Genomic DNA, 19,755 nt, shown 5'->3' on the forward strand with positions numbered 1-19,755 from the left:
CGGGGTGGCAGGCGCCCCCGGAATGGTCGGGGACCGGCGGTACGGTGCGGGCATGAGCGAGGACGGCACGATGCGCGACGTGGACTGGGACGCCGGCGACTGGCTGACCGAACCGGTCCGGGTGGCGCGGAGCGCCGACGGCGGGCTGCTGGTGGAGCCGGGAGCGGAGAGCGACTTCTGGCGGCACACCAGCTACGGCTTCGTGCACGACGACGGGCCGGCCCTGCTCGCCCCGCTGCCCGGTGGCAGCGCCGTCGAGGTGTCCTTCCGGCTGGACTACACCGAGCGGTTCGACCAGGCCGGGGTGCTGGTCCGGGTGGACGAGCGGAACTGGGTCAAGGCCGGGGTGGAGGTCAGCGACGGCCAACCGCAGCTCGGTGCGGTGGTGACCCGGGAGGTCTCCGACTGGTCGGTGGCCCCGGTGCCGGAGTGGGCCGGGCGGGAGGTGACCGTCCGGGCCAGCCGGGACGGCGACGCGCTGACCGTCCGGGCCCGGGTGGACGGCGAGCCGTGGCGGCTGGTCCGGCTGGCGCCGCTCGCGCCGGGGGCCGACGCGCTCGCCGGGCCGTTCTGCTGCTCGCCGACCCGGGGCGGGCTGACCGTCCGGTTCACCGGCTGGCGGCGGGGCCCGGCCGACGAGGCGCTGCACCCGGAGGACTGACCGCCGGGCCGGGCCGGTCGCCCGGTCCCGGGGGTGCCGGCGCGGGCGGGCTGAGCGGCAGGTCAGTGGGGCGGGTCACGGCAGGTGTGAGGGCCAGTGTCGCGGGTACCACCGTCTGATCCCCGGCAACTCTCGGAAGGACGCCCATGGCTCTCGCCCAGAACGTCGACCCGAACCAGTTCAGCGGGCTGACCGGGTGGGTGGCGAGCATCATCGACTCGCTCGGCGCGGTCGGCGTGGCCTTCCTGGTGGCGCTGGAGAGCGTCATCCCGCCGATCCCCAGCGAGATCGTGCTGGCGCTGGCCGGCTACCTGTCGTCGCAGGGTCGGTTCAACGTCGCGCTGATCGTGCTCGCCGCGACGGTCGGGTCGCTGGTCGGCGCGCTGCTGCTCTACTGGCTCGGCGCGGCGCTGGGCGAGGAGCGGCTCAAGCGCTGGCTGGACCACGTCCCGCTGGTCGACCGGAGTGACCTGGAGAAGGCGGACCGTTGGTTCGAGCGGCACGGCCGGTGGGCGGTCCTGATCGGCCGGGTGGTCCCGGTGGTGCGGAGCCTGGTCTCGGTGCCGGCCGGGGCGAACCGGATGCCGCTGGGCGAGTTTCTGCTGCTCACCACGTTGGGCAGCGGGGTGTGGAACGCGCTGATCGTCGGTGCCGGCTACGCGCTGGGCTCCCGCTGGCAGCAGGTGGAGCAGTACAGCAGTTGGTTCAACTACGCGATCTTTGCGATCTTCGGCATCATGATCGCCAGCTGGGTGGTCAAGAAGGTCCGCAGGCGGCGGGCGCGGCGCGACCGGCAGTCGGTGACCGCCGGCCGCTGACCGCGCCGGAGCAGTTCGACACCATTGCCCGAAAAACGCCGAGGGGCCCGCGTCGGCGACGCGGGCCCCTCGGCGCCGGGCGTCAGCGCCGGAAGGTGAACCAGTTGACGTTGACGAAGTCCGCCCCCTGGCCGCTGGTGAAGGTCAGGTAGACGGTGTGCCGCCCGGTCACCGCGGCGGTGTTGCCCGGCACCGAGCGCCAGCTCTGCCAGCCGCCGGTGTTGGCGATCGCGAAGCTGCCGATCGGGGCGCTGGTCGGGCTGTCCAGCCGGACCTCGACCAGCCCGCTCACCCCGTTCGGCGCGCCGGACGCGACCCGGGCCACGAAGTCCCGCGGCCCGGTGGTGCCGAAGTCCACGTTGTCGTACCGGGCCCAGTCACCGTTGCGCAGCGCGCCGAGGTTCTGCCCGCCCTCGGTGCACGCCTCGACGATCACCCCGTTCTGCGCGCTGAACGCCTCGGCCTGGATGGTCCCGTACGCGTCGACCGTGCCGGACGGCGGCGGGGTGGTCGTGGTCGGGCTCGGTGACGGGCTGGAGGTCGACCCCTTGCGGTAGACGGCCACGTAGTCGACCAGCATCGGCCGGCCGGAGACGGTCGACCGGGTCGGCGTGGTGTAGCCGGCCACCCCGTTCGGGAACGACCCGCCCATCGCCACGTTGAGCAGCAGGAAGTATCCGCCGTGGTCGGTCATCTGCCCCCAGTACGGGTCACCGACCTGGGTCTGGCTGACGGTGTGGAAGAGCTGCCCGTCGACGTACCAGCGCAGTTGCTGGGGGCTGACCGAGGCGTCCCACTCGGTGCGGTAGGTGTGGAACGCGGACTGGCAGCTGCTGCCCGGGCAGGCCCGGGTGTTGCCGAGGCCGTTGAACTCGTTGCACGGCCCGCCCGGGGCGTACCCGCAGTGCAGCGTGCCCCAGACCTGGTTGAGCCCGTTGACGTTCTCCATCACATCGATCTCGCCGATGCCCGGCCAGTTCTGGTAGTTGCCCCGGTAGGGCGAGCCGAGCGACCAGAACGCGGGCCAGTAGCCGGCCGCCTCGGCGCCGGTGACGTTGGGCATCTGGATCCGGCCCTCGATCGCCAGGACGCCCCCGGCGGGCGGCTTGAAGTCGGCGCGGACCGTCTCGATCCGGGCCGAGGTCCACCGGCCGGCGGTGTCCTTCAACGGGGTGATCCGCAGGTTGCCGGCGCCGTCCTGGCTGAGGTTGGCGGTGCTGGAGGTGTACGTCTGGATCTCGCCGGTGCCCCAGTTGGCCGGGCCGCCGGGGTAGCTGGTGCCGGTGTCGATGATCCAGTTGGTCGAGGACGGCAGGGTGCCGGCCCCGCCGGTGAAGTCGTCGCTCCACATCAGGTTCCAGCCCGACGGCGGTGGCGGGACGGCGGCCTGGGCGGTCATCTGGACGCCGGCCAGGACGGTGGTGGCGGCGACGCCGAGGGCGAGCAGGAGGCGCCGGCGCCGGCGCGGGGTGGCGGGGGCGGCGGGGGGCCGCCGGGACAGCGTTCATCGGGGTGCCTCTCTGGGGGACGGGAGAGAGCGCTCTCTGAGAGCGCTTTCTACGCCGTCACGACGCCCCTTGTCAACGGGAGTCGATGCCTGCCGGCTGCGGGCGGCGCAGCACCACCTGCTCACCGGCGGTCCACGCCGTGGTGGTCACCAGATAGAGCACGGCGGCCAGCGGCACCACCAGCGCCACCAGCACCGTCGTGTACGGCAGCAGCGGGATCAGCCGGCCCAGCACCGCCGCCCCCGGCCCCTCGGTCGGGGCGCCGGCCACCGTGCCGGTCGCCGCCGCCGCCCGCTTCGCCCGCCGGGAGGAGAACCAGGCCAGCACGAGCAGCAGCCCGAGCAGCAGCCCGAAGACCGCCAGCACCGACGGCGACAGCCCGTCGCCGAGGTGCCAGCCGAGCGGCACCCCGCCAAGCTTGTCGTCCAGCAGCCCGGCGCCGCCGTCGCCGGTGGCGAAGAGGCGGTACATGACCAGGAAGAACGGCGCCTGGAGCAGGGCCGGCAGGCAGCCGGCGACCGGCGACGCCCCGGCCCGTCGGTAGAGCGCGAAGAGCTCCGACTGGAGCTTCGCCGGATCGTCCGCGTGGCGCTGCTGGAGCTGACGGACCTCCGGGGTGAGCGCCGCGCGGCGCCGCTCCCCGCGGACCTGCGCGAGGGTCAACGGGGAGATCAGCAGGCGGACGGCGATGGTGAACAGCACGATGGCGGCGGCGGTGGCCGCCCCGCCGGTGAGCGGCGCGAGCACGCCGGAGAGCCAACCGACGGCGGCGCCGGCCGCGGCCGCCGCGTCGTGCACAGGGGAGAAGGCGAGCATGGGTGAACCCCTCGGTCCGATTCCGGATGTCCCATCGGGACGGATGACGGCGGAACCGGCCGGACGGCGGCGCGCGGGGTCAGCCCGCGACCGGACGCCACCCGACCGGCGGGCGGCCACCCGGCGCCCGGGGGCGGGGCCGGCCCGCCGCGTCCGGATCGACCTGCCGGGGCACCCGGCGGCCCCGGGCCCGGGCCCGCAGCCCGGTGGCCCGCCGGCCGGCCGGCGGCGCGCCGGCCCCGGCCAACCCGGCCCGCCCGGCGAGGACCGCCGCGAGCAGCAGCGCGGCCAGCACCGCCGCGCCGGCGAGGAGATCGGCCGGCCGCTGGCCGAGCAGCGTCAGCTCGGTGAGCGCGTACGCCCACAGACCCGTCACCGCCACCAGCACACCCGGCACGGGCACCAGCCTAGGACCCGCTGTCACGCCCGACGGCCGTGACGGCGCGGACCACCACCTCCGGGTGGTCGGAGTGCAGCAGGTGCCGGGCGTCCCGGAACACCTCGTGCCGGCCCGCCGGGAAGCTCCCCGCCAACCGGTCGTGCCCGCCCCGCCACGCCGCCCGGCCGGCGGGCGCGGGCACGTCGCCGAGCGCGGTGAGCACCCGCACCGGCAGGGCGGGCGCGGCCGTCCGCCGCCGCAGCTCGACCAGCTCCGCAGCCATCGACGGGTACGCCAGCCACTCCACCAGCACGCGGGCCAACGCCGACCCGGAGGCGTACGGCAGCCCCCGCGCCCGATCCGGCGGCCGGATGCTCATCCGGCGTACCGCCCGTTCCCAGGCCCACGGGCCGACCCGCACGGCCAGCCCGGTCCGGTCGAGGAACCCGCCCAGCGCCGACGCCCGGCCCGCCACCGCACCGGCCGACCAGCGGGCCACCCGCGCCCACGCCGGCTGCTCCACCACACTCGGATCCACCAGCACCAGCCCGGCCAGCCGTCCCGGATGCAGCCGGGCGTACGCCTCGGCGGGCAGCGCCGCCGCCGAGTGCGCCACCAGCACCGGCCGGCCCAGCCCGGCCACCCCGGCGTCGATCCGCGCGACCTCCCCGGCCAGCGTCGGCGCCGCGCCGTCGTCCGGGAGCGCCCCGAGCCCCGGCCGGTCCAGCCGCGCCACCCGCCACCCGGCGGCCCCCAGCAGCGGCGCCACGGCGTCCCAGGTCCCCGCCCCGTCGCCCATCCCGGCGCAGAGCAGCACCGCCGGACCGCCGCCGCGCCCGCCCGCCGCCGCGCCGTCGCCGCCCGGCCCGGTCACGGGGCCGCCGATCCCGGTCGGGTGCCCCACCCGGCGACCGCGCCGGCGAGCAGCAGCCAGCCGGAGAGGCCGACCAGCTGGACCCGTTGCCACAGCCCCAGCCCGAACTCCGGGTACGCCGACCCGACCAGCGTTCCCACCGTCCCGATCAGCAGCACCACCGCCACCGCGAGCCCCCACCGCCGCCGGACCGGGCCGCGCAGCACGGCGAGGAGCACGACCAGCGAGAGCACCCCCGCGGCCACCGCCACCGACGAGGTGACCGTGTGCGCGTGGTGCCGCCAGGAGAGCGCGCCCAGGTCCTCCAGCCGGGCGCAGCGCGGGTCGACCGACGGGGCGCAGTCCATCGTGGTGATCCCGCCGTCCAGCGCGGTGCACACCCCGAACACCACCGTCGCCCACCAGGCGAGCCGGGGAACGTCCCGGGCGGTGCGCGACAGCACCAGGCCGGCGGCCGCCGCGAGCAGCCCGGTCGCCACGTCGCCGAGCTGGAAGAACAGGTGGTGCGGCTGGTCCCGGGCGGCCAGCTCGCTGAGGTAGCTGTCCACCAGGCCGAGCCGCGGGTTGAGCACCGTGCCGAACAGCCAGGAGGCGTAGCAGAGCGCCGACACGCCGAGCGCCGCCGCCGGCAGCGCCCGGACCGGTCGGGACGGGCTCACGACGACTCGCGGACCATCGGGAACGGCAACGTCTCCCGGATCGACCGGCCGGTCAGCAGCATCACCAGCCGGTCCACGCCCAGCCCCAGCCCGCCGGTCGGCGGCATCGCGTACTCCAGGGCGGTGAGGAAGTCCTCGTCCAGCTCCATCGCCTCCGGATCGCCGCCGGCCGCCTTGAGCGACTGTTCGGTCAGCCGGCGCCGCTGCTCGGTCGGATCGACCAGCTCCGAGTACGCGGTGCCCAGCTCCATCCCGAACGCCACCAGGTCCCAGCGCTCGGCCAGCCGCGGGTCCCTGCGGTGCTGTCGGGTCAGCGGCGAGACTTCGGTCGGGAAGTCCAGGTAGAAGGTCGGTGCGTCGGTCCGCGCCTCGACCAGCCGCTCGTAGAGCTCCAGCAGCACCGCGCCCGCCCCCCAGCGCGGGTCGTACGGCACGGCCGCGGCGTCGCAGAGCTTGCGCAGGGCGGCCAGCTCGGTGTCGACGGTGACCTCCTCGCCGAGCGCGGCGGAGACCGCCTCGTGCACCGTCCGCACCGGCCACTCCCCGCCGATGTCCACCGGTTCCCCGGTGCCCGGCCGGCGGGCCACCGGCGCGCCGTGCACCGCGACCGCCGCCGCGACGATCAGCTCCCGGGCCAGCTCGCGCATGTCGTGGTAGTCGGCGTACGCCTGGTACGCCTCCAGCACGGTGAACTCGGGGTTGTGGCTGTAGTCGACGCCCTCGTTGCGGAACGCCCGGCCCAGCTCGTACACCCGCTCCACCCCGCCCACGGCGAGCCGCTTCAGGTAGAGCTCGGGGGCGATCCGCAGGGTCAACCGCCGGTCGTACGCGTGGGAGTGGGTGACGAACGGGCGGGCGTTGGCCCCGCCGTGCACCCGTTGCAGGATCGGGGTCTCCACCTCCAGGAAGTCCCGGGCCACCAGCGACTGCCGCAGGCTGTGCAGGGCGGCGCCCCGGGCCCGCAGCAGGTCCCGCGCCTCGGTGCTGGTGGCCAGGTCCAGGTAGCGCTGGCGGACCTTCGCCTCCGGGTCGGCCAGCCCGCGGTGCTTGTCCGGCAGCGGGCGCAGGCACTTGGCGGTCAGCCGCCAGTCGGCCACCCGCACCGACACCTCGCCGTGCCGGGTGGCGTACACCTCGCCGGTCGCGCCGACGTGGTCGCCGATGTCGACGGCGGCCCGCCACCGGTCCAGGTCGTGTTCCAGCATCAGTTGCAGGTCGCCGGTGCCGTCCCGGACGGTCGCGAAGCAGACCCCGCCGAAGTCGCGGACCAGCAGCACCCGGCCGGCCACCGCGACCGTCTCCCCCGTACCGGTGTCCGGCGCCAGGCCGGCGTGCCGGGCGCGCACCGCCGCGCAGCCGTCGGTACGGCCGAACCCCACCGGATACGGGTCGACGCCCTCGGCGCGCAGCCGGTCCAGCTTGGCCCGGCGAACCCGGACCTGCTCGGGCAGCTGCTCCGGCTCGGCGGCCGGGCCGACCGCGTGCACCGCCCCGGCCTCGGGCGGGACGAAACCCACCCCGCCGCCGGCCGGCGGCACGCCGTGCAACGGCGAGGGGCGCCCACCGGGCAGCGCGAGGAAGCCCTCGGCGACCGCCGCGGCCAGACCCACCCGGGCCAGCTCCCGGCGCTCCCCGAAGCAGAGGTAGCGCGGCGTCCAGTGCGGCTGGTACTTGGCGTTGGACAGGTACAGCGACTCCAACTGCCACCAGCGGGAGAAGAAGAGCAGGGTGTGCCGCCAGAGCCGGATCACCGGGCCGGCGCCGATCCGGGCGCCCTGCTCGAAGACCGACCGGAACACCGCGAAGTTCAGCGACACCCGCTCGACGCCGAGCCGGGGCGCGGCACCGAGCAGCGCCGCCACCATGAACTCCGTGATCCCGTTCTCGGCGGTGCGGTCCCGGCGCATCAGGTCCAGGGAGAGCCCGTCGGCGCCCCACGGGCTCAGCGACAGCAGGGCGCGGACCCGGCCCGTGCCGTCGTGCGCCTCGACCAGCACGCAGTCGCCGTCGGCCGGGTCGCCGAGCCGGCCCAGGGCCATCGAGAAGCCCCGCTCGTGCTCGGTGTCCCGCCACGTGGTGGCCAGACCGGCGAGGGTGGCCAGTTCCTCCGGCGGGATCTCGGCGTGCCGGCGGACCCGGGCGGTGTAACCGGCCCGCTCGACCCGGTGCACCGCCTGGCGTACCGGGCGCATGTCCCGCCCGTCCAGGTCGAACTCGCGGGCCAGCAGGATCGCCTCGTCGCCCAGTTGCAGCACCTTCAGCCCGTGCCGGTGGTACGTCCGCGCGCCCGCCTCGCCGGCGCCCATCACCGCCGGGGTCCAGGCGTGTTCCCGGGCCTGCTCCAGCCACGCCTCGATGGCCGGCCCCCAGGCCTCCGGGTCGCCCACGGGGTCCCCGCTGGCCAGGCTCACCCCGTTGACCACCCGGTAGGTGATGGCCGCCTTGCCGCTGGCCGAGAAGATCACCGCCTTGTCCCGGCGGGTGGCGAAGTAGCCGAGGGAGTCCCGCTCGCCGTACCGGGCGAGCAGGGCGCGGATCCGCTGCTCCTCCTCCGGGTGCAGCACGGCGGCGGCGCGCTGCGAGCGGAGCAGGGTGAACAGCCCGGCCAGGAAGGCCGCCGCGCCCATCGCCCCGAGCACGAGGTTGACCCAGCCGGGGGCCTGCCCCTGCCGGGTGACGTCCAGCGTGATGGCGCCGCCAAAGACCTTCTCGATGGCGTACCCGAGCCGGTCCAGCCAGGTCCGCAGGCTCCCCGGGACGGCGGTGAGCAGCAGGTACCCGACGCCGATCGCGGCCGCCGCCAGCCCGAAGAAGACCGCCAGCGCCCGGCGGGTGCTGCCACTGCGGACCCGGGCGTAGAACTCCCGCCGGGCAGCCAGCAGCAGGGCGAGCGCGCCGGCGGCGAAGCCGATGCCGACCCAGACGCCGACCGTCTCGATCATGTTGAAGATCCGCTGCCCGGCGTCGTCGGTCAGCCGGGCCGCGCCGACCACCACCAGCAGCACGCCGGCCAGCGCACCGACCACCAGGCTCAGCGTGAAGTAGACGACGAGCACCCAGTACGCCAGCCGCTTGCGGCGCAGCACCGCCGAGGCCAGGGTGCCGATGAACACCGCGTACGCCAGGTTGGCCGGGGCGGGCAGCAGCAGCGTGTCGATGGTGGTGCGGACCGGCTGGATGTCCGAGCGCACCGCGCTGCTCAACGCCGCCAGCGCGCAGACCGCGGCGATCACCCAGAGCAGGGTGGCGAAGATCCGGGGGACCTGCCGCCGCCAGTCCGCGCCGGCCGGCCCGCCGGCACCGTCCCCACGGGTCGCCCCGGGCGTCACCGAGCGCGGCGCGGTCGTCGGGGTCACCTGGCCTCCCTACGTCCTGTGTCGCCGGTCCGGGCACGCGTCGGCGCCGGTTCCCGGCGGGCGGATGCCGGAGCGGCACCGTCGGCGGACGGCTCATCGTAAGCATCCGTCGGCGTGTCCCGGGGCGCCGCGTTTCCCCCGTCGGACACCCTGGGTAATGGGCCGGTCGACACGGCGGCGGAGCGGATTCGCGGCGACCGGCACGGAACGGACGGTGGTGGCGATGGCCAGCGGGATTGCGGCCCGATCCGACGGGGTGTCCGCGACGGCGGACGACGCCGGCCTGCGCACGGTCGGGGTCGAGGAGGAGTTCCTGCTCGTCGACCCGCACACCGGGGCCGCGGTGCCCGCCGTGGACCTGGTGATGGAGCAGGTGCCGGCCGAGCTGCGCGGGCAGGTGGAGCGGGAGTTCCAGACCAGCCAGATCGAGATCGGCAGCCCGCCCGGGCTGGAACTCAGCTCGATCCGGCACTCGCTGGGCGTGCTGCGTGCCGCGCTGGCCGACGCCGCGGAGCGGGCCGGCGTACGGCTGCTGGCCATCGGCACCGGCCCGGTGGACGGCCCGGTCCCGCCGGTGGTCGACAAGCCCCGCTTCGACCGGATGATCGAACGGTTCCGGCTGCTGGTGCCCGGCCCCGGCAACAACGGCATGCACGTGCACGTCGGGGTGCCCGACCCGGACACCGGGGTGCAGGTGCTCAACCACGTCCGGCCCTGGCTGCCGGTGCTGCAGGCGGCGACCACCAACTCCCCCTTCGCCGCAAGCGAGGACACCGGCTACGCGAGCTGGCGCTCGGTCGAGTGGGAGCACTGGCCGTCGGTGGCACCGACCCCCTGGCTGGAGTCGTACGAGCACTACCAGCGGCTGATCCGACAGTTGATCGCCACCGGCGTGATGCTCGACGAGGGAATGCTCTACTGGTACGCCCGGCTGTCGGCGAAGTACCCGACGGTGGAGATCCGGATCGGCGACGTCTGCCCCTCGCTGGACGACACGGTGCTGGTGGCAGCCCTGGTCCGGGCCCTGGTGGCGACCGCGATGAGCGACATCGCCGAGGGTCGTCCGGCGGTGAACACCGACCATCACCTGCTGGTCGCCGCGCACTGGCGGGCCGCCCACGACGGGCTCGAGGGCGAGGGCGTCGACCTGTCCAACGGCGAGCTGCGCCCGGCCTGGCAGCTGCTGGACCGGCTGGTCGAGCGGGTTCGCCCGGCCCTGGCCGAGCACGGCGACCTGGATGAGGTGACCGGCCTGCTGGGCGGGCTGCGCCGGCACGGCACCGGGGCGGCCCGGCAGCGGGCCGTGTTCGCCCGTACCGGCCGGCTGGAGGACGTGGTCGCCGACGTGGCCCGGCAGACCCGTGGCTGATCGCCGCGCGGCACACCGGGCGGCTTGCCGCGTGGAAGACTGGGCGGCGTGACCCGACGGCTGATCGTGATCGGTGGGGACGCGGCCGGGATGGCGGCCGCCTCCCAGGCCCGGCGCCGGCGCGGCGCCGACGACCTGGAGATCGTCGCCTTCGAGCGGGGGAAGTTCACGTCGTACTCGGCGTGCGGCATCCCGTACTGGATCAGCGGGGTGGTCCCGGAGCGGGACGCGCTGATCGCCCGCGCCCCCGGCACCTTCCAGGAGGACTTCGGCATCGACGTGCGGCTGCGCACCGAGGTCACCGGCATCGACCTGGAGCGCCGCGAGGTGGTCGCCCGGGAGCTCGACGGCGGCGGCGAGGTCCGCGAGCGGTTCGACACCCTGGTGTACGCCGCCGGCGCGGTGCCGGTGCAGCCGACGTGGGCGACCGGCGACGTCGACGGCATCTTCGGGGTGCAGACCCTCGACGACGGGGCCGCGCTGCGGGCGTGGCTGGACGGCCAGCCGGCGCCCCGTACCGCCGTGGTGGTGGGCGGTGGCTACATCGGCGTCGAGATGGCCGAGGCGCTGATCGAGCGCGGGCTGGCGGTCACCCTGGTCGAGCAGGCCGAACAGCCCATGTCCACGGTGGACCCGGACATGGCCGCGCTGGCCGTCGGGGCGATGCGCGGGCTGGGCATCGAGATCCGTACCGGCACCGCGGTGACCGGCGTCGACGAGCGGGACGGCCGGGTGTCCGCGGTGCTCACCGCGGACGGGCCGCTGCCGGCCGACGTCGTGGTCCTGGGCCTGGGGGTACGCCCGAACACCGCGCTCGCCAAGGCGGCCGGCCTGCCGCTCGGGCCGACCGGTGGGATCCGGGTGGACCGGCGGATGCGGGTGTTCGGGATGCCGGACGTCTGGGCGGTCGGCGACTGCGTGGAGACCCTGCACCGGGTCAGCGGCCTGCCGGTGCACGTCCCGCTCGGCACCCACGCCAACAAGCAGGGCCGGGTCGCGGGGATCAACATCGGCGGCGGGTACGCCACCTTCCCCGGCGTGATCGGCACCGCGGTGACCAAGGTCTGCGACCTGGAGGTGGGGCGGACGGGGCTGCGCGAGCGGGACGCGTCGGCCGCCGGCTTCGAGTTCGTCTCGGTGGTGACCGAGTCCACGAACCGGGCCGGCTACTACCCGGGCGCCAAGCCGATGACGATCAAGCTGATCGCCGAGCGCCCCACCGGGCGGCTGCTCGGGGCGCAGATCGTCGGCCGGTCCGAGGCGGCCAAGCGGATCGACGCGCTCGCGGTGGCCCTCTGGAACGAGATGACCGTGGACGAGATGACCGCCCTCGATCTCGGCTACGCGCCCCCGTACGCGCCGGTCTGGGATCCGGTGCTGATCGCCGCCCGCAAGGCCGTCGACGCCCTCGCCGCCGCCGGCCGCTGACCCTGTCGGTTTGTGTGAAGAGTTGTTGCTGGGACGACAACAACTCTCCACGATCGGCAGGATGGCCGGATGGAGATTCCCGAGGGGTTGTCGTGGGCGCGGCGGGTGCCGGCCGGACGGGAGTGGCTGGCCGCCCTGCCGGACCTGCTGGCCGGCTGCGTCGAGCACTGGCAGCTGCGGGTCGGTCCGCCGTATCCGTACGCGTTCGCGTCCCTGGCGATGCCGGCGGAGCTACCCGACGGCACCCCGGCGGTGCTGAAGGTGCAGTACCCGGACGACGACAGCCGGCACGAGGCCGCCGCGCTGGCGCACTGGGCCGGTGACGGGGCGGTCCGGCTGCTCGACCACGACCCGCGGCGTCGGGCCCTGCTGGTGGAACGCTGCCTCCCCGGCACCATGCTGCACCAGCAGCTCCCGCCCGCCCGGGCGCTCGATGCGGTGGTGGAGCTGCTCCCCCGGCTCCTGACGCCCGCCGGCCCGCCGTTCACCACGCTCGCCGACGAGGCCGCCCGCTGGGCCGAGTGCATGCCGGTCCACTGGGTGCGGGCCAACCGGCCGTACGAGCGGCGGCTGCTCGACGCCGCGCTCGGGCTGCTCGCCGACCTCGCGCCGAGCCAGGGGGAACAGGTGCTGGTCAACCAGGACCTGCACGCCGGCAACCTGCTCCGGGCTACCCGGGAGCCGTGGCTGGCCATCGACCCGAAGCCGCTGGTCGGCGAGCGGGAGTTCGCGCCGGTGCCGATGGTGCGCGGCGGGGAGCTGGGGCACTCGCCCACCGCGGTACGGCGCCGGCTGGACCGGCTCAGCGCCGAGCTGGGGCTCGACCGGGACCGGGTCCGGGGCTGGACGATCGTGCACACGCTGGCCTGGAGCGTGGCCGAGGGCCAGGTCTTTCCCCACCAGGTCGAGGTGGTCCGCTGGCTGCTCGGCGCGGAGTGAGCCGGCGCGGGCCGCCGCCCGGTCGTCGACGTCCGCCGGCGGCCCGCGACCGGTCAGCCGGCCGCCGACTCGGGCCGGCGCCGGTCGTCGACGTGCGCCGGCCGGCGCACGGTCAGCCGCCGGTCGTCGGCGACCGCCTGCGGCTGGTCAGCCGGCCTGGCAGGTGGGGCACCAGTAGAGGTTGCGGCCGGCCAGCCCGCCACGGCTGACCGGGCCGCCGCAGACGTGGCAGGGCGCGCCGGGGCGGCGGTAGACGTACACCTCGCCGCCGTGCCGGTCGACGCGGGCGGCCCGGCCCATCGCCTCGGGCAGGTGGGCGTCGCGCACGGTGTCGATCCGCCCGCGGGCGACGGCCCGGGTCATCAGCTCGACCAGGTCGGCCCAGAGGGCGTCCCAGCCGGCGGGGCTCAGGTCCCGGCCGGGCAGGGTCGGTGACAGGCCCGCCCGGAACAGCGCCTCGGTCACGAAGATCAGTCCGGTGCCGGCCACCACCGACTGGTCCAGCAGCAGCGCGGCGAGCGGGGTGGGGCTGCGCCGGATCCGGGCGTACGCCCGGGCGGGGTCGGCGTCGGCGCGCAGCGGGTCCGGGCCGAGCCGGTCGCGCAGCGCCGCCACCTCGGGCGGGGTGAGCAGCTCGCAGGCGGTGGGGCCGCGCAGGTCGAGCCAGTGCCGGTCGCTGGCCAGCCGCAGCCGAACCTGGCCGACCGGGGCGGGGGGTTCGCCGTCGCCGTCGGTGAACTTCCCGTAGAGCCCGAGGTGGACGTGCAGGGTCAGCTCGTCGGCGTAGTGGTGCAGCAGGTGCTTGCCGTACGCCTCGGTGCCGTCGAGGACGGTGCCGGAGAGTCGGGCGGCACCCTCGGCGAAGCGGCCCTGCGGGCTGGTGGCGGTCACCTTGTCGCCGGCGAAGAGCTCGGCGTGCCGGGCCGCCAGGCGGTGGATGGTGTGTCCCTCTGGCACCGGTCAACGGTAGCCGGGCGCCGGCACGCCGGCGGGTCCGGACACCGGTGCTGCGAAGTCGCGTGTGGCGTATCGACGGACGGGGTATCTACCGGGTGTTACCCGCGTGGCTGCCACCGATTCTGCCGAGGCCTCCACGCATTGACGAGGAGGTGTAGTGATGAACATTCCTTCACTGTCACGCCGCCGGACCGAGCCGGCACCGGACAGCAACGGCGACGGTCGGATCGACGGGCGTGACGCCGCGCCGGTAGCCACCGACCGCGACGCCGACGCGACGACGTACCGCAGCAACGCGATGGCGGCCGACGACCCGGGGCGCGGACCGTCCGGTCGGGTCGCTGCGATCGACGACGAGCCGCGTACGCGGGTCCGGCCGATCGGCGTGACCGACGACGACACCGTGCGGGCCGTGCCGGCGGAGGAGCGGACCGTCGACCTGGCGCGCGGCGAGCGGCGTCCGCTGGACCACACCGACGCCGACGACCTGCCCGCCGGCCCGCCGGTGGTGGCCGGGCCGAAGCCGCGGGCCAGCCTGCTGGCCACGCTCGGTCTGATCGTCTCGGTGGCGGGGGCGCTCTTCGTGCTCACCGGCACCCTGGCCGGGTACGGCATCGGGCTCGGCGCGATCGGCGCGGTGCTCTCCGTCATGGGCCTGATGGCGACCCGCCGCCGGCACGTCGCCGGCAAGACCGACGCGCTGATCGGCATGCTGGTCGGCCTGGCCGCGGTGGTGCTCGGCATCGTCGCCTTCACCGGGCAGTTCGACTGGCCGACCACCGACGGCGACTGGGTGGGGCGGCTCCGTGAGTGGCTCGACTCACAGTTTGTCGATCGGTTCTGACGGGCATTTCTCCCCGCGCCGGCGGTGCGCCGGCGACGCCCGACCAGTCTGGTGGTTCACCAGCCGGGCACGCACTCTCTCGGGGGCGGCGATTCGCCGCCCCCGAAGCGCGTCCAGGGCCGTCACCCCTTCCCGGGTGACGGCCCTGCCGCAATTCGGGCAGAACCAGCACCGACGCAACGGATCGCCACCCGTCGGGCAGCAGACGCAACGAACAACCACCGTACGCAAGCCTCGGCGGTGGATGTCGTCGGCTCGGGCCGCATACCGTTGACCAACGGCGCCAGCCCGTCGGCCGAGGTGGCCGGGCGCGCCCGACCCCAGGAGCAGGACATGACGATGGACGCGACCCGCCAGCGCTTCCTGATGTGCCGGCCGACGTACTTCGCCGTCGACTACGCGATCAACCCGTGGATGGACCCGACCGCGCCGGTCGACGCCGAGCTGGCCATCCGGCAGTGGGAGCAGCTGCGCCAGACCTACCTCGACCTGGGCCACGAGGTCGAACTGGTCGATCCGGTCGCCGGCCTGCCGGACATGGTCTTCGCCGCCAACGGCGGCACCGTGATCGACGGCAAGGCGATGGCGGTCCAGTTCCGCGACCCGCAGCGCGCCGACGAGGCCCCGGCCTACCGCGCCTGGTTCGAGGCCGCCGGCTTCGAGATGTACGACCCGAAGCACGTCAACGAGGGCGAGGGCGACGTCCTGCTGGTCGGTGACTACCTGCTCGCCGGCACCGGCTTCCGCACCGCGCACGCCTCGCACGCGCAGTTGCAGGAGGTCTTCGGCTACCCGGTGATCACCATGCAGCTGGTGGACCCGCGCTTCTACCACCTGGACACCGCGCTGACCGTGCTCGACGAGCGGACCGTGGCGTACCTGCCGGAGGCCTTCTCCCCCGGCAGCCAGGCGGTGCTGCGCCGGCTCTTCCCGGACGCGATCCACGCCACCATGGCCGACGCCGAGGTGCTGGGCCTGAACGCGGTCAGCGACGGCCGTACCGTGGTGCTGCCCGCGCAGGCCACCGACCTGGCCGGCAAGCTGCGCGACCGGGGCTACGAGACCATCGGGACCGACCTGTCCGAGCTGCGTAAGGCCGGCGGCGGACCGAAGTGCTGCACGCTGCGACTCCGTCAGGGAAAGGCAACCAAGTGATCGAGGACATGTTGCGGACTCCAACCGCGGTACGCGACGCGGAGCGGTACACCGCGCACAACTACCACCCGCTGCCGGTGGTGATCTCCTCCGCCGAGGGCGCCTGGCTCACCGACGTGGACGGCCGCCGTTACCTGGACTGCCTCGCCGGCTACTCGGCGCTGAACTTCGGCCACCGGCACCCGAAGCTGATCCAGGCCGCGCACGAGCAGCTCGACAAGCTCACCCTCACCAGCCGGGCGTTCATCCACGACCAGTTCGCCGACTTCTGCAAGGAGCTGGCCGAGCTGTGCGGCAAGGACCTGGTCCTGCCGATGAACACCGGCGCCGAGGCGGTGGAGACCGGCATCAAGGTCGCCCGCAAGTGGGGCTACCAGGTCAAGGGCGTCACCCCCGGTCAGGCGAACATCGTGGTGGCTGAGGGCAACTTCCACGGCCGGACGACCACCATCGTCAGCTTCTCCACCGACGAGGACGCGCGCGCCGACTTCGGGCCGTACACCCCGGGCTTCACCGTGGTTCCCTACGGTGACCTGGACGCGCTGGCCGCCGCGATCGACGAGAACACCGTCGCCGTGCTGCTGGAGCCGATCCAGGGCGAGCAGGGCGTCGTGGTGCCGCCGGAGGGCTACCTGCCGGGTGTGCGCGAGGTCTGCACCGAGCGCAACGTGCTCTTCATCGCCGACGAGATCCAGTCCGGCCTGGGCCGGACCGGTCACACCTTCGCCTGTGAGCACGAGGGCGTCGTACCGGACATGTACCTGCTGGGCAAGGCGCTCGGCGGCGGCATCGTGCCGGTCTCGGCGGTCGCCGCGAACGCCGACGTGCTCGGTGTGCTGAAGCCGGGCCAGCACGGCTCGACCTTCGGCGGCAACCCGCTGGCCTGCGCGGTCGCCACCGAGGTGGTCCGGCTGCTGGCCACCGGCGAGTTCCAGCGCCGCTCCGCCGAGCTGGGCGAGCGGCTGCGCGCCGGCCTGGAGGCGCTGCTCGGCAAGGGTCTGGTCGCCGTCCGGGTGCGGGGCCTCTGGGCCGGCGTGGACATCGACCCGGCGCTGATGAGCGGCCGGCAGGCCTGCGAGCGGCTGATGGAGCGGGGCGTCCTCGCCAAGGACACCCACGGCTCGACCATCCGGCTGGCTCCGCCGCTGGTCATCACCGAGGAAGAGATCGACCACGCGGTGGCCCAGCTGGCCGCGGTGCTGGCCGGCTGACCCTCGTACGCGAGAAGGCGGGCGTCGGGACCTCGGTCCCGGCGCCCGCCGTCGTCCTCCCCGCCCCGCGGCGGCGCTCAGACCCGGGGCAGCCGCATCGCCATGGTGGGCGCCTCGGCCATCACCGAGGTCGGGGTGAACGCCGCGCCGGTGGGCAGCTCGTGGGCCCGGCCCACCTGGACACCGGGGTAGAGCTCCACCATGTCGGCGCCGCCGAGCACCCGGGACTGGTTCGGGGCCAGCGGGATGCGGTCCGACTCGGCCATCGAGCCGTTCGGCCGGATGCCGGAGCCGTTGGTGCTCACGTCGGTCACGATCACCTCGCCGACCCGCAGCTCGAAGCGGACGTGGCCGCGGCTGATCCAGCGCCGGGCCTCGTCGTTGAGCCACTGGCCGAGCATGATGCCGCCAGCCTGCTCGGGCGCCCGGCCGACCAGCACCGGCTGCTCCTCGGTGAGCAGGAACCGGCGCCGGATCAGCCCGCCGATGCGGATCGCCAGCACCTCGCTGCGCGGGCGCGGGCCGGCGTCGCCGAGCCGGGCGCCGTGCCGCGGGCAGGTCGGTACGCCGTTGCGCAGGGTGGGCGGCGGCTGACCGGCCGGGGCGCGGTCCACCCGGGCCAGGTCGGCGAAGGCGCCGCCGCCCCCGCCGCCGCCGAAGAGCGCGCAGCCCGGCTCCGGGCAGCGCCACTGCCGGGCCAGCAACTTCCCGCCGACCGGGGAGCGGTCCCCCTCGACGGGGGTGTGCCCGCCACCCACGTGGGCGACGAAGACCGGCCCGCCGGCGCCGGGCACCGGGGCGAGCAGGCGGCCCGGCTGCTCCACCAACCACGGGAACCGGCCGCGCAGGCCGTCGAAGCGGACCCGGCTGAGCACCGGCAGCCCGAGCAGGTCGGCCACCTCCAGCATCCGGTCGCCCGGGTTGTCGAGCACCTCGACCAGGCCGTCGTCGGCCCACCGCCGGACCACCATGCGCTCGTTGGAGGTGAGGTCGGCGTCGGAGAGCAGGGCCCGGTGCACCACGGCGTAGACGGGGACGCTGTCCTCCTCCAGTTCCCGGGAGAGGGCGTCGATCACCATGCCGAGGCGGAGCAGGCTGGCCGGCCGGCCACCGTCGAGGTCCTGGTAGCGGATCACCTCGGCGAGGTCGAGGACGGCCCGGGCCAGGGACGGATCGGTGCTGACCCGCCCCTCGATCGCGTCGAGCACCTTGCTGATCTCGAACCTCATCGCGCACCCCCGACGATGTCGTCGATCCGCCGGGCCAGCTCGACGTCACGGTGGGTGACCCCGCCGGCCGAGTGGGTGACGCACCGGAAGGTCACGGTCCGCCACCGGATGTCGATGTCGGGATGGTGGTCGAGCTCCTCGGCCACCACCGCCACCCGGTCCACCACGCCGATGGCGTCCGGGAAACCGCCGAGCTGCACCGTCCGACTGATCCCGCCCGGATCGCCCGACCAGTCCGTCAGCCCGCCCAGCTCTTCTCGCACCGCTTCCGCGGTGAGCAGGTCTGCCATGGCACGACCCTACCGGTGCGCCGGCCGAACGGCCGAGCTGCCACCACCCGACCGGCCGGGGCCGGCGTGGCACCGGCGTCCGGGCCCGCGCCGCCGGCCCTCGGCGAGGAGGGCCGGCGACGTCAGGCTGATCAGCGGGCGCGCAGCGGCCGGCCCACCTCGTGCAGGTGGGCGAGCGCCTGCCGGTACGACTCGACCAGCCCGGTCTCGGCGTACCCGACTTCCCGCTCGGCGCAGTACGCCCGCACGATCGGCTTGGCCCGACGCAGGTTGCCCCGGGGCATGTTCGGGAAGAGGTGGTGCTCGATCTGGTGGTTGAGGCCGCCCAGCACCACGTCCACCCACCGGCTGCCGCCCACGTTGCGCGAGGTCAGCACCTGCTTACGCAGGTAGTCCAACTCGTCGTCGGCGGTCGGCATCGGCATGCCCTTGTGGTTCGGGGCGAACGCGCAGCCCATGTAGAGGCCCCAGAGCGCCTGGTGGACGACGACGAAGGCGAGCACCTTCAGCGGGGACATCACCGCCAGCAGCAGGCCCAGGTAGGCGACGCCGTGCGCGACGAGCAGCAGCGCCTCGACGACCCGGTGCCGCATCGGCGTCCGCCAGCCGCCGTCCGGGTTCCGCTCCACCATCGCGCGCACGCTGGCCACGTGCAGGCTGATCCCCTCCAGCAGCAGCATCGGGAAGAAGAACCAGGCCTGCCGCCGGGCCAGCCATCGCGCCACGCCCCGGGTCGCCGCAGCCTGCTCGTACGTCCAGACCAGGGCGCCCGCCCCGACATCCGGGTCCTCGTCCTCGTGGTTCGGGTTGGCGTGGTGGCGGTTGTGCTTGTCCACCCACCAGCCGTAGCTGAGCCCCACCGCCAGGTTGCCGGCGAGCAGGCCGGCCACCTCGCTGGGGCCGCGCCGGCGGAACATCTGCCGGTGCCCGGCGTCGTGCCCGAGGAAGGCCACCTGGGTGGTGGCGACAGCCAGGGCCACCGCCAGCAGCGGCTGCCACCAGGAGTCACCGACCGCCACCACCGCGACCCAGCCCGCCAGGAACACGGCCGCGGTGACCACGATCCGGACGGCGTACCGGCCGGGCCGCCGGTTGAGCAGGCCCGCCTCATTGATCAGCCGGGATAATCCGGCGTAGTCACTGCCGCGTCGCGCCGGCCGCTCCGCCACCGTCGAAACCGCCACATCTGCCCCCATCCTGGGCTTGGCCGCCCGGATGGCGACACCCGCCATCGAGTCTGGCCCCAACAGTAGCGCTGAGTA

The 19,755-nt window shown here is 74.8% G+C and carries 18 protein-coding genes; 8 read left to right on the forward strand and 10 right to left on the reverse strand.

Annotated features, from left to right (window positions below; all coding sequences use genetic code 11):
• Positions 1-52 precede the first annotated feature (52 nt).
• Together AC5RWQ_RS17135 and AC5RWQ_RS17140 are read left to right on the forward strand one after the other, a co-directional pair.
• Positions 53-661 (forward strand): DUF1349 domain-containing protein, encoded by a 609-nt coding sequence (locus tag AC5RWQ_RS17135; RefSeq protein ID WP_494283705.1) that lies wholly within the window; start codon positions 53-55, stop codon positions 659-661.
• 146 nt (positions 662-807) lie between these two features.
• Positions 808-1,479 carry a DedA family protein gene (locus AC5RWQ_RS17140; protein ID WP_494283706.1) on the forward strand — a complete coding sequence of 224 codons (672 nt, stop codon included), beginning with the start codon at positions 808-810 and terminating at the stop codon, positions 1,477-1,479.
• A gap of 82 nt (positions 1,480-1,561) precedes the next feature.
• Here AC5RWQ_RS17140 and AC5RWQ_RS17145 read toward each other — a convergent pair whose 3' ends face one another.
• From AC5RWQ_RS17145 to lysX, 6 genes are all read right to left on the reverse strand, one after another.
• Positions 1,562-2,878, reverse strand: coding sequence for a carbohydrate-binding protein (locus tag AC5RWQ_RS17145; RefSeq protein ID WP_494283707.1), 1,317 nt, complete (start codon positions 2,876-2,878; stop codon positions 1,562-1,564).
• A gap of 181 nt (positions 2,879-3,059) precedes the next feature.
• Positions 3,060-3,803, reverse strand: a complete 744-nt coding sequence (gene yidC / locus AC5RWQ_RS17150; protein WP_494283708.1) for a membrane protein insertase YidC — start codon at positions 3,801-3,803, stop codon at positions 3,060-3,062.
• A gap of 79 nt (positions 3,804-3,882) precedes the next feature.
• Entirely contained in the window at positions 3,883-4,200 is a 318-nt protein-coding gene (locus AC5RWQ_RS17155) for a DUF6412 domain-containing protein (protein WP_494283709.1), read from the reverse strand.
• Between the two features lie 10 nt (positions 4,201-4,210).
• On the reverse strand, positions 4,211-5,056 hold the full coding sequence (locus AC5RWQ_RS17160; protein ID WP_494283710.1) for an alpha/beta fold hydrolase: 846 nt from the start codon (positions 5,054-5,056) through the stop codon (positions 4,211-4,213).
• The gene (locus AC5RWQ_RS17165) at positions 5,053-5,715 is read right to left on the reverse strand and encodes a DUF998 domain-containing protein (RefSeq protein ID WP_494283711.1); all 663 of its coding nucleotides are present in this window, start codon (positions 5,713-5,715) and stop codon (positions 5,053-5,055) included. Before AC5RWQ_RS17165 ends, AC5RWQ_RS17160 begins: the two co-directional genes overlap by 4 nt.
• Positions 5,712-9,071: a bifunctional lysylphosphatidylglycerol synthetase/lysine--tRNA ligase LysX gene (gene lysX, locus AC5RWQ_RS17170; RefSeq protein WP_494283712.1), complete on the reverse strand. Its 3,360-nt coding sequence runs from the start codon at positions 9,069-9,071 to the stop codon at positions 5,712-5,714. Before lysX ends, AC5RWQ_RS17165 begins: the two co-directional genes overlap by 4 nt.
• A 223-nt stretch (positions 9,072-9,294) precedes the next feature.
• Between lysX and AC5RWQ_RS17175 the strand changes: the two genes are divergently transcribed.
• The 3 genes from AC5RWQ_RS17175 to AC5RWQ_RS17185 all read left to right on the forward strand — a co-directional run bounded on the left by AC5RWQ_RS17175 (position 9,295) and on the right by AC5RWQ_RS17185 (position 12,807).
• Positions 9,295-10,440 (forward strand): carboxylate-amine ligase, encoded by a 1,146-nt coding sequence (locus AC5RWQ_RS17175; protein ID WP_494283713.1) that lies wholly within the window; start codon positions 9,295-9,297, stop codon positions 10,438-10,440.
• Positions 10,441-10,488: 48 nt separating this feature from the next.
• Positions 10,489-11,868, forward strand: a complete 1,380-nt coding sequence (locus tag AC5RWQ_RS17180; RefSeq protein ID WP_494283714.1) for an FAD-dependent oxidoreductase — start codon at positions 10,489-10,491, stop codon at positions 11,866-11,868.
• 69 nt (positions 11,869-11,937) lie between these two features.
• Positions 11,938-12,807, forward strand: a complete 870-nt coding sequence (locus AC5RWQ_RS17185) for an aminoglycoside phosphotransferase family protein (RefSeq protein WP_494283715.1) — start codon at positions 11,938-11,940, stop codon at positions 12,805-12,807.
• Positions 12,808-12,954: 147 nt separating this feature from the next.
• Here the strand turns inward: AC5RWQ_RS17185 and AC5RWQ_RS17190 are convergent, their stop codons facing one another.
• On the reverse strand, positions 12,955-13,764 hold the full coding sequence (locus AC5RWQ_RS17190) for an Fpg/Nei family DNA glycosylase (RefSeq protein WP_494283716.1): 810 nt from the start codon (positions 13,762-13,764) through the stop codon (positions 12,955-12,957).
• A gap of 160 nt (positions 13,765-13,924) precedes the next feature.
• Between AC5RWQ_RS17190 and AC5RWQ_RS17195 the strand changes: the two genes are divergently transcribed.
• From AC5RWQ_RS17195 to rocD, 3 genes are all read left to right on the forward strand, one after another.
• On the forward strand, positions 13,925-14,608 hold the full coding sequence (locus tag AC5RWQ_RS17195) for a thrombospondin (RefSeq protein ID WP_494283717.1): 684 nt from the start codon (positions 13,925-13,927) through the stop codon (positions 14,606-14,608).
• Between the two features lie 300 nt (positions 14,609-14,908).
• The gene (gene ddaH / locus AC5RWQ_RS17200; protein ID WP_494283795.1) at positions 14,909-15,763 is read left to right on the forward strand and encodes a dimethylargininase; all 855 of its coding nucleotides are present in this window, start codon (positions 14,909-14,911) and stop codon (positions 15,761-15,763) included.
• Positions 15,760-16,974: an ornithine--oxo-acid transaminase gene (rocD, locus tag AC5RWQ_RS17205; RefSeq protein ID WP_494283718.1), complete on the forward strand. Its 1,215-nt coding sequence runs from the start codon at positions 15,760-15,762 to the stop codon at positions 16,972-16,974. The genes ddaH and rocD overlap by 4 nt, the downstream gene beginning before the upstream one ends.
• A 77-nt stretch (positions 16,975-17,051) precedes the next feature.
• Here the strand turns inward: rocD and AC5RWQ_RS17210 are convergent, their stop codons facing one another.
• From AC5RWQ_RS17210 to AC5RWQ_RS17220, 3 genes are all read right to left on the reverse strand, one after another.
• Positions 17,052-18,203, reverse strand: coding sequence for an FHA domain-containing protein (locus tag AC5RWQ_RS17210; RefSeq protein ID WP_494283719.1), 1,152 nt, complete (start codon positions 18,201-18,203; stop codon positions 17,052-17,054).
• The gene (locus AC5RWQ_RS17215) at positions 18,200-18,493 is read right to left on the reverse strand and encodes a 4a-hydroxytetrahydrobiopterin dehydratase (RefSeq protein ID WP_494283720.1); all 294 of its coding nucleotides are present in this window, start codon (positions 18,491-18,493) and stop codon (positions 18,200-18,202) included. The genes AC5RWQ_RS17210 and AC5RWQ_RS17215 overlap by 4 nt, the downstream gene beginning before the upstream one ends.
• A 131-nt stretch (positions 18,494-18,624) precedes the next feature.
• A complete protein-coding gene (locus AC5RWQ_RS17220; protein WP_494283721.1) occupies positions 18,625-19,689 on the reverse strand; it encodes a fatty acid desaturase family protein in 1,065 nt (354 codons plus the stop codon).
• Between the last annotated feature and the right edge of the window lie 66 nt (positions 19,690-19,755).

Source organism: Micromonospora sp. BS32 (genome assembly GCF_059089345.1).